The following is a 12053-nucleotide window of genomic DNA, read 5'->3' as shown; positions in this document are numbered from 1 at the left end:
AGCGAGCCGTTGAGCGCCGCGCAGCGGCTCGGCGATTGTTCGGCCGCTCTCGTTCAGCCGCCGAACAGCCGATCCAACAGGCTGCGTTCCTGGGGCTGGTAGCCCCCGCGAGAGGAGCCGCCCGGATTCGGCACCATGCCGGGCGGCCGCAACGCCCCATCCTCCGACACCACGCGCCTTTGCGGCGCCGGCGCGCTTTGGGCGAGGGCTGGCGCGCTTCTGCTCGGAGCTGGAGCCGGCGGAGCGACCCCCCAGGTCTGACCCGGCGGGATCGGATTGCCCGCATCAGCCATCGGCACGCTGGACGGGGGCAGCTGCTCGGCCGGGGTCGGCCACATCTGCTTGTACGCCCCGCCGGGCAGCGGCGTGGGCGGCGTGGACGCCAGCGCCCCCTTCATGAACCGGCTCCAGACCTCGACCGGCAGGTTGCCGCCCGACACCTTCTTGGTGGGCGAGCCGTCGTCGTTGCCGAGCCAGACGCCGGCCACGAGCGAGCCCGTGTAGCCCACGAACCAGGCGTCCCGGTAGTCCTGGCTGGTGCCGGTCTTGCCGCCCGCCTCCCAGCCCGGCAGGTCGGCCTTGCGGGCCGTGCCTGTGAGCAGCGTTTCGCGCAGCATGGCGTTCATCATGCCGACCGTCTGCTGCTCCATGACCTTGCCGAGGCCCGAGCCGGTGCGGCGATACACCACCGAGCCGTCGCTCGCCTTCACCTGCGTGATCACGTAGGGCTGCACCGCGACGCCGCCGTTCGCGAAGGGCGCATAGGCGGAGACCAGCTCCAGGGGCGTGACCTCCGAGGTGCCGAGCGCGATGGAGGCGTTCGGATCCAGCTTGGACTGGATGCCCATCCGATGGGCCGTGGCCACCACGTTCTTCGGCCCGACCTCGAGTCCGAGCTTCACCGCCACCGTGTTGATCGAGAGCGCCAGCGCCTGCCGCAGGGTGATCGCCCCCCGGTACTCGCGCGTGGAGTTCTCCGGCTGCCAGCCGCGGATGTTCACCGGCGAGTCTTCCCGCACGGTGGAGGGCGTCAGCCCCTTCTCCATGGCGGTCAGGTACACGAAAGGCTTGAAGGCCGAGCCCGGCTGCCGCCGGGCCACGGTGGCGCGGTTGAACTGCGAGTCGGTGTAGTTGCGACCGCCCACCAGGGCCCTGATGGCGCCATCAGGTTGCAGGGCCACGAAGGCGCCCTGGGTCACGCCGAACTTGTCGCCCTTCTGGTTCAGCTCGTCGACCAGGGCCTTCTCGGCGCCCTCCTGCATGGAGGCGTCGATGGTGGTGCGCACCACGATGTCCTTGTCGATCGTGCCGATATAGTCGTCCAGCACGTCCATGACGTAGTCGGCGGCGTAGTTCACGGACCCCGCGCCGCCGGGCTTCACGGGCTGGCCCGGATTGGTGAGCGCGATCTTGGCCATGCGGTCGCTGATCATGCCCTCGCGAGCCATGGCGGCGATCACCATGGACCCGCGCGCCTGCGCCGCCTCCGGGTTGCGGTTCGGCGCCAGCCGGGACGGGGCCTGGACGAGCCCCGCCAGCACGGCCGCCTCGCTGAGCGTCACGCTTCGCGCGCTCTTGCCGAAATACTTCTGCGCGGCCGCCTCGACGCCGTACGCGCCGGAGCCGAAATAGACGCGGTTCAGGTACAGCTCGAGGATCTGGTCCTTGCTGTAGTTGCGCTCCAGCCAGAGCGCGAGGATCGCCTCCTGGATCTTGCGCGAGGCGGTGCGCTCCTGGGTCAGGAACAGGTTCTTGGCGAGCTGCTGGGTGAGCGTGGAGCCGCCCTGCATGGACGAGCCGCTGCGGGTCACGTTGCGGACCAGGGCGCGCGTGATGCCCACCGGGTCGATGCCCCAGTGGTGGTAGAACCGGTGGTCCTCGATGGCGATGAAGGCGTTCGGCAGGTAGGGCGGCAATTCCTTCAGCGTCACCGTGCGTCCGCCGGTCTCGCCGCGATTCGCCAGCAGCGACCCGTCCGACGCCAGGATGGCGATGTTCGGCGGCCGCTTGGGCACGGCGAGGCTGTCGATCGGCGGCAGCTTGGAGGCGTGGTACGCGACCAGCGCCCCGACGCCCATCACGGCCCAGAGGCCCAGCACGACGCAATAATAGACCAGCCCGCCAAGCAGGCTGCGGCGCCGGCGCGGCTTCGAGCTCCGCTTCTCGCTGCGCTCGCGCTTGTCGCCCGAGCGGCGCTCGGCGGAGCCGGCCTTGCGGGGGGATCGGGCCATGCTGTCGCGCGGAGTGTCCGCGTCCTCGTCGTCCGCCGGCGGCGTCGCGCGCACGGCCTCGCGGCTGCTCTCGGGGGTCCGCTTGCGCCGTCCTTCGGCGATCGGATCCAGGGCGGGCGCGATGGTGGGGTCGAAGGTGGGATCGCGGCGGGCGCCCCTGCTGCGCGGCGTCGCGTCGCGGTCCGTATAGGCGGGCCGGTCGTCGCGGGTGAGCCGGAGATCGAGCTTGGCCGGAGCGGGGGTCTTGTCCCCGAACACCGGCTCGCGTCGCTCCCTGGATCGGTCCCGCCGGTCCGTCATCCCTTCTGGCGCCCCTGCATCGCATCGCCGGGGACCGTCCGGGCGTTCTGCCGTTCACGGTCCCGCCTCGCAGCACAAGCACGTTAAATGCGGCGGATTAAGGGGGCGTTAGCGATGGGATGGGTGGGTCCAGGGGCAAGGCGTCGAACGGGGGCTGCCGTCATTGCGAGCGAAGCGAAGCAATCCAGTGAGGGCGGGGCGCGGCCCGGGGCCCTCTGGATTGCATCGTCGCTGCGCTCCTCGCAACGGCGGGGAAGGCTTACTGCGCCGCCTCGGGCAGGGGCTCCTCGTGCGCGGGCTCCTGCGAGACCACCTTGGGCTCGGCGCGGGTGAGCACCCGGCACAGGCGCGCGATCGTGGCTTTCAGGTCGTGCCGGTGCACCACCATGTCCACCATGCCGTGCTGGCGCAGGAAGTCGGCCCGCTGGAAGCCCTCCGGGAGCTTCTCCCGGATGGTCTGCTCGATCACGCGCGGGCCCGCGAAGCCGATCAGGGCGCCAGGCTCGGCGATGTGGATGTCGCCCAGCATGGCGTAGGAGGCGGTGACGCCGCCGGTCGTCGGATTGGTCAGCACCACGATATAGGGCAGCTTCGCCATGCGCAGGCGCTGGACGGCCACTGTCGTACGCGGCATCTGCATGAGGGAGAACATGCCCTCCTGCATGCGCGCGCCGCCGGAGGCGGCGAAGAGCACGAAGGGCGTGCGCCGCTCCACCGCGGTCTCCATGCCCTTGATCACCGCCTCGCCGGCCGCCATGCCGAGCGAGCCGCCCATGAAGTCGAAGTCCTGCACAGCGACGGTCAGCGGCGTGGCCTCGACCTCGCCGACGCCGACCTTCACCGCATCCTGCGCGCCCGTCTTCGTGCGGGCGTCCTTGAGGCGGTCGACGTAGCGCTTCTCGTCGCGGAACTTCAGCGGGTCGAGCGGGACCTCGGGGAGGGCGATGTCCTCGTAGCGGCCCTCGTCGAACATCGACTTGAGCCGCGCCACCGCGGACATCCGCATGTGGTAGTTGGACCCCGGGATGACGAACTGGTTCGCCTCGACGTCCTTGTGGAAGACGAGCTGCCCGGAATCCGGGCACTTGATCCACAGGTTCTCGGGCGTGTCCCGCCGCAGGATCGACCGGATCTTCGGCCGAACCACGTTGGAGATCCAGTTCATCGGGCTCGTGTCCATGGAGTCTCCTTTGATTTAGGCCGCGGCCTTCGCCACCCGGCGCACGCCGGAAGCGATGTCGCGCACCTTGGCGGCGACGGCCTCGGCCGTGCCGGCCGTGGCCTTGCCGGAGGCGTCGAGCGACGCGCGCACCGCCTCCACCAGGGCCGTGCCCACCACCACGCCGTCGGCGCTGCGGGCGATGATCTCGGCCGTGTCGGCGTTCTTCACCCCGAAGCCGACCGCCACGGGCAGATGGGTATGGCCCTTGATGCGCGCAACCGCGGCCCCGACCTTGCCGTAGTCGGCGATGGCCGAGCCGGTGATGCCGGTGACCGACACGTAGTACACGAAGCCGGAGGTGTTGGTGAGCACCTTGGGCAGGCGCTTCTCGTCCGTGGTGGGTGTCGCCAGGCGGATGAAGTTCAGCCCGGCGGTGAGCGCCGGGACGCAGAGCTCGGAATCTTCCTCCGGCGGCAGGTCCACCACGATCAGGCCGTCCACACCGGCCGACTTGGCGTCGAGCAGGAAGGCGTCCACCCCGTACACGTAGATGGGATTGTAGTAGCCCATCAGGATGATCGGCGTGTCCGCGTCCGTTTCGCGAAACGCCCGAACCATCGCCAGCGTCTTGCGCATGTTCTGGCCGGCCTGCAGGGCCCGCAGGCCCGCGGCCTGGATGGCCGGGCCGTCCGCCATCGGGTCGGTGAACGGCATGCCGATCTCGATCAGGTCGGCGCCGGCGGCCGGCAGGGCCTTGACGATGGCGAGCGAGGTCTCGGGGTCCGGGTCGCCGCCCATCACGAAGGTGACGAGCGCGGCGCGCCCCTGCTGCTTCACGGCCTCGAAGCGGCGGTCGATACGGGTGCTCACTCCATGCCTCCGAGGTGTTCCGCCACCGTGAAGATGTCCTTGTCGCCGCGGCCACAAAGGTTAACCACCATCAGGTGGTCCTTCGGCTTCTTGGGCGCGATCTCCACCGCCTTGGCGATGGCGTGCGACGGCTCCAACGCCGGGATGATGCCCTCGAGCCGCGAGCACAGCTGGAAGGCGTTCAGCGCCTCCTCGTCCGTGGCCGAGATGTAGTTGACGCGCCCGACGTCGTGCAGCCACGCGTGCTCCGGGCCGATGCCCGGATAGTCGAGGCCCGCCGAGATGGAGTGGGCGTCCTGGATCTGCCCGTCGTCGTTCATCAGCAGGTAGGTTCGGTTGCCGTGCAGCACGCCCGGGCGCCCGCCGGTCAGCGACGCCGCGTGCAGGCCGGAGGACAGCCCATGTCCGGCCGCCTCCACGCCGTAGATCTCGATGCCCGGGTCGTCCAGGAACGGGTAGAACAGCCCGATCGCGTTGGAGCCGCCCCCGATGGCGGCCACGAGCGAATTCGGCAGCCGGCCCTCGCGCTCCAGCATCTGCTCGCGCGCCTCGCGGCCGATCACGCACTGGAAGTCGCGCACCATGGCCGGGTAGGGATGCGGGCCCGCCACCGTGCCGATGCAGTAGAAGGTGTTCTCGACGTTGGTGACCCAGTCGCGCAGCGCCTCGTTCATGGCGTCCTTGAGCGTCTTGGACCCGGACTGCACCGGGATCACCTCGGCGCCCAGCATCTTCATGCGGAACACGTTGGGCTTCTGCCGCTCCACGTCCACCGCGCCCATGTAGACCACGCACTGCAGGCCGAAGCGGGCGCACAGCGTGGCCGTCGCGACGCCATGCTGGCCCGCGCCAGTCTCGGCGATGATCCGGGTCTTGCCCATGCGCCGCGCCAGCAGGATCTGGCCCAGCACGTTGTTCACCTTGTGCGCGCCGGTGTGGTTCAGCTCGTCGCGCTTGAAATAGATCTTGGCCCCGCCGCAGTGCTCCGTGAGCCGCTCGGCGAAGTAGAGCGGGCTCGGCCGGCCGACATAGTGGGCGAGGTAGTCGGCCATGTCCTTCAGGAAGGAGGGGTCGACCTTGGCGGCCTCGTAGGCCTCCTCCAGCGACAGGATCAGCGGCATCAGGGTCTCGGCGACGAAACGGCCGCCGAACATGCCGAAATGGCCGGTCTCGTCCGGTCCCGTTCGAAACGAGTTCAGGGTGGGTGCGCTCACGCTAACGTCCTCGCTCGGCCGACGCCGGTGTCTTCATGCCGCGCCGCGGGCCGCCTTGATGAAGGCCGCGATCCGCTCGGGGTCCTTGTCGCCGGGCGCGCGTTCCACCCCGGACGACACGTCGACGCCGGGGGCGCGCGTGACCGCCAGGGCCTCGGCCACGTTCCCGGGGTCCAGCCCTCCTGACAGCATGAAGGGCTTCGGCAGGTCAAGGCCCGCCAGCAGCCGCCAGTCGAACGCGACCCCGTTGCCCCCGGGAAGCACAGCCCCCTGGGGCGGCTTGGCGTCGAACAGGAGCCGGTCGGCGACGGGGGCGTACGCTGCCGCCCTGGCAAGGTCGGCCGCGTCCGAGACGCCCAGCGCCTTCATCACGGGCAGGCCGGTGCGCTCCCGGATGGCGGCCACCCGCTCCGGCGTCTCGCGCCCGTGCAGCTGCAGCAGGTCCGGCCGCACCTCGTCCCGGATGGCGTCCAGCAGGGCGTCATCGGCGTCGACCACCAGCGCCACGACAGCCGCTCGGTCGCCCACGACGGCGCGCAGCCGCTTGGCCTCTTCGATCGACACGTTGCGCGGGGAGCGCGGGAAGAACACGAGGCCCACCATGTCGGCCCCGCCCGCCAGCGCCGCCTCGACCGTTTCGGGCGTGCGCAGTCCGCAGATCTTCACCAGGGTGGTCATGGCCTGTCCTTGGCACGCCCCGCGCGGCCTGTCCACGGAAAGCGCTCGCGCGCCTTCCCGCTTGCCTTCGGGACCGCGAACCCGCACATGACGCCCATGTCCGCCCAGCTTCCCTTCGACGCCGGCTTCGGGGTCTACATCCACTGGCCCTTCTGCGCGTCGAAGTGCCCCTATTGCGACTTCAACAGCCACGTGCGCCACGCGCCCGTGGACGAGGCCCGCTATGTCGCCGCCTTCCGGCGCGAGATCGCCCACCAGGCCGAGCTCGCCCCCGGCCGCACGGTGTCCACCATCTTCCTCGGCGGCGGCACGCCCTCGCTGATGCGGCCGGGCACGGTGGGCGCCATCCTGGACGCCGTCGCCGCCAACTGGGCCGTCGCGCCCGACGTAGAAGTGACGCTCGAAGCCAACCCCACCAGCGTGGAGGCGGCCCGCCTGCGCGGCTACCGCGCCGCCGGCGTCAACCGGGTGTCGCTCGGCGTCCAGGCCATGAACGACCGCGACCTGGTCGCGCTGGGCCGCCTGCATTCGGCCGAGGAGGCCATGGCGGCCGTGAAGGTCGCCGCCAGCGTTTTCGACCGCTATTCTTTCGACCTCATCTACGCCCGCCCGGACCAGACGCCCGGCGCCTGGGCGGCCGAGCTCAAGGAGGCCATCGGCCACGCCGCCGAGCACCTGTCGCTCTACCAGCTCACCATCGAGCCCGGCACCATGTTCGAGCGTCTCCGCGACGCCGGGAAGCTGGTGGTCCCTGACGCCGATGCGGCGCGCGCGCTTTACGAGACCACCCGCGAAGTCTGCGAGGCCCATGGCCTGCCGGCCTACGAGATCTCCAACCACGCCCGACCGGGCGCGGAATGCCGTCACAACCTGGTCTACTGGCGCTACGGCGAATACGCCGGCGTCGGCCCGGGCGCCCATGCGCGTCTCGCGACCGCCACGGGACGCCTGGCGCTCTCCACCGAACTCGTTCCGGAGAACTGGCTCGCCAAGGTCGAGGCCGAGGGCCACGGCGTGACGGAAGTGGAGCGACTGTCGCCCGAGTCCCAGGGCGACGAGTTCCTCCTCATGGGCCTGCGCCTGGTCGAGGGCGTGGACCAGGCCCGCTACGAGGCCCTGGCCGGCCGCACCCTCGACCCGCGCCGGATCGACGACCTCGCCCGCGAGCGCCTGGTCGAGCGCACTCCTGACGGCAAGCTGCGCGTCACCCGCGAGGGCTTCCCCGTGCTGGACGCCATCGTGGCCGATCTGGCGGCATAGCTGTCACCGTCATGGCCGGGCTTGTCCCGGCCATCCACGCCGTCCGGCGGGACGTGGATCCCCGGGACAGACCCGGGGATGACGGCCAGGAAAACGCGCCGGGATCAGCTCCTGGCGCTACAGTCGCCAGGAGCTGAGCCCAGCCCCTGGATTTCTTCGCTGCGGTCGCAAGGACGGATAACGGCCCTACCGCGCCGCGACGGCCGCCTTCGCCGGCCGCGGCTCCCGCTCCTTCTCGCGGCCATGGAGCACCTCCATGAGGTGGCGGCGGATGGAGCCCTGCTTGGCCGGGTTCACCACCTTGGAGCCCGTCAGGTCCGTCACATAGAAGACGTCCACGGCCTTCTCGCCGAAGGTGGCGATATGCGCGGAGGCGATATTGAGGTTGAGCTTACCGAGCGCGGTCGTGAGCTCGTAGAGGAGCCCGGGCCGGTCGAGCCCCGCCACCTCGATCACCGTGTGCCGGTTCGACAGCGCATTGTCGATCATCACCTGCGGCGGCACCGTGAACGCCTTGGAGGCCGCCCGTTCCGGCCGCGCCGCGACCGCCTCCGCGATCTTGATCTCGCCCTTCAGGGCCTTCTCGATGTGCTGGGCCACCCGCGCCCCGCGGCGCAGCTCGTCCTCGTCCATGTCGAAGGCCCGCGACACGAAGATGGTGTCGAGCGCCATGCCGTCCGTCGTGGTGAAGATCTGGGCGTCCACGATGTTGGCCCCCGCCGCCGCGCAGGCGCCGGTGATGATGGCCAGCAACCGGGGGTGGTCCTGGGCCGTGACCGTCAGTTCCGTGACCCCGCGGAAAGCGTCCGTGGCGACCTCCGTCGCCAGCGACCGGAGCTCCTTGTCGGCGCTGCGCAGGAACAGGGCGTGCTTCACTTTCCGCTCGAGGTCCACCTTGAGCCAGTAGGCCGGGTAATGCCGCGCCAGATAGGCGTCAATCTCGCTGTCGGGCCAGGTCGGCAGCGCCCTGCGCAACTCCTCCTGGGCGTGCCGGACGCGCTGGGCCCGCTCGATCTGCGAATGGCCGCCGGCCAGCACGATCTCGGTCTCCCAATAGAGCGTGCGCAGCAGTTGCCCCTTCCAGCCGTTCCAGACGCCTGGCCCCACCGCCATGATGTCGCAAACGGTGAGCACCAGCAGCATCCGCAACCGCTCCAGGGTCTGCACGGTGGCGGCGAAGCTCTCGATCGTCTTCGGGTCCGACAGGTCGCGGCTCTGCGCCACCGTCGACATGGTGAGGTGGAATTCAATGAGCCACGACACCGTGTCGGTCTCCGCGTCGGTCAGCCCCATCCGGGGGCACAGCTTGCGGGCGATCCGCGCGCCCGCGACCGAATGATCCTCCGGCCGCCCCTTGGCGATGTCGTGGATGAACAGCGCCACGGCCAGCACCGTCCGGTTGCGGATGGCGGGCAGGATCTCATTGGAGACAGGCAACTCGTCCTTGAGCCGCCCGTTCTCGATGTCGGCGAGGATGCCGATGGAGCGGATCAGGTGCTCGTCCACCGTGTAGTGGTGGTACATGTTGAACTGCATCATCGCCACGACCCGGCCGAACTCCGGGACGAAGCGGCCGAGCACGCCGGCCTCGTTCATACGGCGCAGAACCACCTCGGGCGCGTTGGTGGAGGTGAGCACCTCGAGGAAGAGCCGGTTCGCTTCCGGATTCTTGCGCAGGTCCGTGTCGATCAGCTTCAGCGAGCGCGTCACCAGCCGGGCCGCGTCGGGGTGAATCGCCCGGTTGAGCTTGTCGGCGATCCAGAACAGGCGGACGAGGTTGACGGGATCGCGCTCGAACACGTCCGGCCTGGCCACGCTCAGCCGGTCGTTGTCGATCACGAAGTCCTTGCTCTCCGAGATCGCCCGGCCGCTGCGGCGGAAGCGGCCGACGAGTCGGTCGAGCATGGCCCTGGGCTTCGCGTGTCGGGCCTCCAGGGCCGCGCACACGATGGCGGTGAGGTCGCCGACGTCCTTCGCCACGAGGAAGTAGCGCTTCATGAAGCGCTCCACGGCGGAGAGCCCGCCATGGGTGGAATAGCCGAGCTTTTCGGCGATCTGGCGCTGCAGGTCGAAGGTCAGCCGCTCTTCCGCCCGGCCCGTGACGTAGTGCATCTGGCAGCGCACCCGCCACAGGAACTCGTCGCAGCGGCGGAACAGGTCCGCCTCCTCCTGGGTGAAGAGCCCGGCTTCCACCAGGTCGGCCGTCCGCTTCACGCGGTAGACGTACTTGGCGATCCAGAACAGCGTGTTGAGGTCGCGCAGGCCTCCCTTGCCGTCCTTCACGTTCGGCTCGACCAGGTAGCGGGACTGGCCCGCCCGGTTCACCCGCCGCTCGCGCTCGGCGAGCTTCTCGGTGACGAACTGGGGCGCCGTGCCTTGCACCACCTCGCGGTCGAAGCGCTGCTCGAATTCGGCGAACAGCGCGGCGTCGCCCTGGATCAGCCGGGCCTCGAGCAGCGCCGTGCGGATTGTATAGTCCCCACTCGCCTCGCGGATGCACTCGTCCATGCTGCGGGTGGAATGGCCGACCTTCAGCTTCAGGTCCCAAAGCGCGTAGAGCATGCTCTCCACCACGCTCTCGGACCAGGGCGTGGTCTTGTAGGGCAGCAGGAACAGCAGATCGACGTCCGACCCCGGCGCCAGCGTGCCGCGCCCGTAGCCGCCCACGGCCACCACGGCGAGCCGCTCGGAGGTGGACGGGTTCTGGACCGGGTGCAGCACCCGCACGGCGATGTCGTGCAGGGCCGAAACGAGGCCATCCATCAGGTCGGACAGCCGGCGGGCGCAGGCGCGGCCGTTGCGCTCGGCGTCCAGCAGAGCCCGGGCTCTCTCGCGTCCCGCTTCCAGCGTCGTCCGGAGCACCGCGACCACGGCGGCGCGGCGGGCGACGGCCTCCGGGCCGGCCTCGGCCAAGGCGCGATCAAGCGCCTCTTTCAGCTCCGCCCGGTCGAACACCGGCGACGGGTGGGCGGAATTGTTGCGCGGAGCGACCATGGGCTTCGCCTGTTTAGGCTGGAGTCGAATGGCGATCCGGCGTGGGCGAGCCGGAACCCGTGCCGCTTTTCCGCCCTTTGCGCCCTTTCGTCAAACGCCCGAACGCCGTTCGACGCCAGAGCCGAAAACGCCATAAAGACGCGAATTTTTGTAAAATGCGAAAATCTACATACCGTTTGACATATCGAACGATCGACCCTAAAGAAGGAACGCGCGCCGATTTGAGCGAGCAGCTTGCTGGGCGCGACGGACCCGCCGGGAACGGCGGATGAGCCGGACAAATGCAGCTAAAGCGCCGCGGGCGGAGCCCCTCCACCCACGACCGCATCCCCTGCAGCCGTGAGTGAGAAGGAGGAGCCCATGTTCACCATCAACCGCCGCCACACCCTCGCGCTCGCCGCGTCCCTGTGCCTGGCCGCCGGCGCCACGAGCGCCCGCGCGGAGGTCAAAGAGATCCGCATCGACTGGGCGACCTACAACCCGGTCAGCCTCGTCCTCAAGGACAAGGGCCTCCTCGAGGAGGAGTTCAAGAAGGACGGGATCAGCATCCGCTGGGTCCAGTCGCTCGGCTCCAACAAGGCGCTCGAGTTCCTGAACGCCGGCTCGGTCGACTTCGGTTCGACGGCAGGCTCCGCCGCGCTGGTCGCCAAGATCAACGGCAACCCGATCAAGTCCGTGTACGTCTACTCGCGTCCCGAGTGGACCGCGCTCGTGACCAAGAACGACGCCATCAAGACCGTGCAGGACCTCAAGGGCAAGCGCGTCGCCGTCACGCGCGGCACCGACCCGCACATCTTCCTGGTGCGCGCGCTGGCCGACGCCAAGCTGACGGAGAAGGACGTGAAGCTCGTCCTGCTGCAGCATCCGGACGGCCGGACCGCCCTGGAGCGCGGCGACGTGGACGCCTGGGCGGGCCTCGACCCGCTGATGGCCGCGGCCGAGGTGGAGGGCGGCGCGAAGCTCTTCTACCGCAACCCGGCCGCCAACACCTGGGGGATCCTGAACGTCCGCGAGGAGTTCGCCAAGGAGAACCCGGAGCTCGTCTCCCGCGTCCTGAAGGTCTACGAGAAGGCCCGCGAGTGGTCGCTCGCCAACCCGAAGGAGCTGACCGCCACGCTCGTCGCCGCCACGAAGCTCCCCGAGCCGGTCATCGCCAAGCAACTCGAGCGCACCGAGCTCACCCATGGGCCGATCGGCCAGCCCCAGGCTGAGACGATCCTCAAGGCCGGGCTCGCCCTGCAGCAGGCCGGCGTGATCGAGCCGTCGGTCGACGTGAAGGCGACCGTGAACGCGCTGATCGAGCCGAAATTCCTCGCCGGCAAGGCGCAGACCCAGTAAGCGTCC

The 12053-nt window shown here is 69.7% G+C and carries 8 protein-coding genes; 2 read left to right on the top strand and 6 right to left on the bottom strand.

Annotation, left to right across the window (positions count from 1 at the left end; genetic code table 11):
• Positions 1 to 53: 53 nt before the first annotated feature.
• From SLNSH_RS10890 to SLNSH_RS10870, 5 genes are all read right to left on the bottom strand, one after another.
• The gene (locus tag SLNSH_RS10890) at positions 54 to 2231 is read right to left on the bottom strand and encodes a transglycosylase domain-containing protein (RefSeq protein WP_245422260.1); all 2178 of its coding nucleotides are present in this window, start codon (positions 2229 to 2231) and stop codon (positions 54 to 56) included.
• Positions 2232 to 2790: 559 nt separating this feature from the next.
• The gene (accD, locus tag SLNSH_RS10885; protein ID WP_106337135.1) at positions 2791 to 3696 is read right to left on the bottom strand and encodes an acetyl-CoA carboxylase, carboxyltransferase subunit beta; all 906 of its coding nucleotides are present in this window, start codon (positions 3694 to 3696) and stop codon (positions 2791 to 2793) included.
• Between the two features lie 30 nt (positions 3697 to 3726).
• On the bottom strand, positions 3727 to 4563 hold the full coding sequence (gene trpA / locus SLNSH_RS10880; RefSeq protein WP_106336944.1) for a tryptophan synthase subunit alpha: 837 nt from the start codon (positions 4561 to 4563) through the stop codon (positions 3727 to 3729).
• Positions 4560 to 5717 (bottom strand): tryptophan synthase subunit beta, encoded by a 1158-nt coding sequence (trpB, locus tag SLNSH_RS10875; protein WP_106336942.1) that lies wholly within the window; start codon positions 5715 to 5717, stop codon positions 4560 to 4562. Before trpB ends, trpA begins: the two co-directional genes overlap by 4 nt.
• A 93-nt stretch (positions 5718 to 5810) precedes the next feature.
• Positions 5811 to 6455, bottom strand: a complete 645-nt coding sequence (locus SLNSH_RS10870) for a phosphoribosylanthranilate isomerase (RefSeq protein WP_106336941.1) — start codon at positions 6453 to 6455, stop codon at positions 5811 to 5813.
• A gap of 87 nt (positions 6456 to 6542) precedes the next feature.
• On the opposite strand from SLNSH_RS10870, the gene hemW reads away from it, so the two are divergent.
• Positions 6543 to 7715 carry a radical SAM family heme chaperone HemW gene (gene hemW, locus SLNSH_RS10865; RefSeq protein ID WP_106336939.1) on the top strand — a complete coding sequence of 391 codons (1173 nt, stop codon included), beginning with the start codon at positions 6543 to 6545 and terminating at the stop codon, positions 7713 to 7715.
• Positions 7716 to 7901: 186 nt separating this feature from the next.
• Here hemW and SLNSH_RS10860 read toward each other — a convergent pair whose 3' ends face one another.
• Positions 7902 to 10709, bottom strand: coding sequence for a [protein-PII] uridylyltransferase (locus SLNSH_RS10860; RefSeq protein WP_106336937.1), 2808 nt, complete (start codon positions 10707 to 10709; stop codon positions 7902 to 7904).
• A 360-nt stretch (positions 10710 to 11069) separates the two neighbouring features.
• On the opposite strand from SLNSH_RS10860, the gene SLNSH_RS10855 reads away from it, so the two are divergent.
• Positions 11070 to 12047, top strand: a complete 978-nt coding sequence (locus SLNSH_RS10855; RefSeq protein ID WP_106336936.1) for an aliphatic sulfonate ABC transporter substrate-binding protein — start codon at positions 11070 to 11072, stop codon at positions 12045 to 12047.
• Positions 12048 to 12053 lie beyond the last annotated feature (6 nt).

It is taken from the genome of Alsobacter soli, assembly GCF_003004785.1.
In the GTDB taxonomy this organism is placed as follows: domain Bacteria; phylum Pseudomonadota; class Alphaproteobacteria; order Rhizobiales; family Beijerinckiaceae; genus Alsobacter; species Alsobacter soli.
Note: the sequence above shows the minus strand (reverse complement) of the source record. Positions and strands in the feature narration are given on the sequence as shown.

What these genes read in the sequence shown, in the direction of transcription:
- SLNSH_RS10890 (WP_245422260.1), bottom strand. Translation starts at nt 2,231, where the DNA reads ATGGCCCGATCCCCCCGCAAGGCCGGCTCCGCCGAGCGCCGCTCGGGC.
- accD (WP_106337135.1), bottom strand. Translation starts at nt 3,696, where the DNA reads ATGAACTGGATCTCCAACGTGGTTCGGCCGAAGATCCGGTCGATCCTG.
- trpB (WP_106336942.1), bottom strand. Translation starts at nt 5,717, where the DNA reads ATGTTCGGCGGCCGTTTCGTCGCCGAGACCCTGATGCCGCTGATCCTG.
- SLNSH_RS10870 (WP_106336941.1), bottom strand. Translation starts at nt 6,455, where the DNA reads ATGACCACCCTGGTGAAGATCTGCGGACTGCGCACGCCCGAAACGGTC.
- hemW (WP_106336939.1), top strand. Translation starts at nt 6,543, where the DNA reads ATGACGCCCATGTCCGCCCAGCTTCCCTTCGACGCCGGCTTCGGGGTC.
- SLNSH_RS10860 (WP_106336937.1), bottom strand. Translation starts at nt 10,709, where the DNA reads ATGGTCGCTCCGCGCAACAATTCCGCCCACCCGTCGCCGGTGTTCGAC.
- SLNSH_RS10855 (WP_106336936.1), top strand. Translation starts at nt 11,070, where the DNA reads ATGTTCACCATCAACCGCCGCCACACCCTCGCGCTCGCCGCGTCCCTG.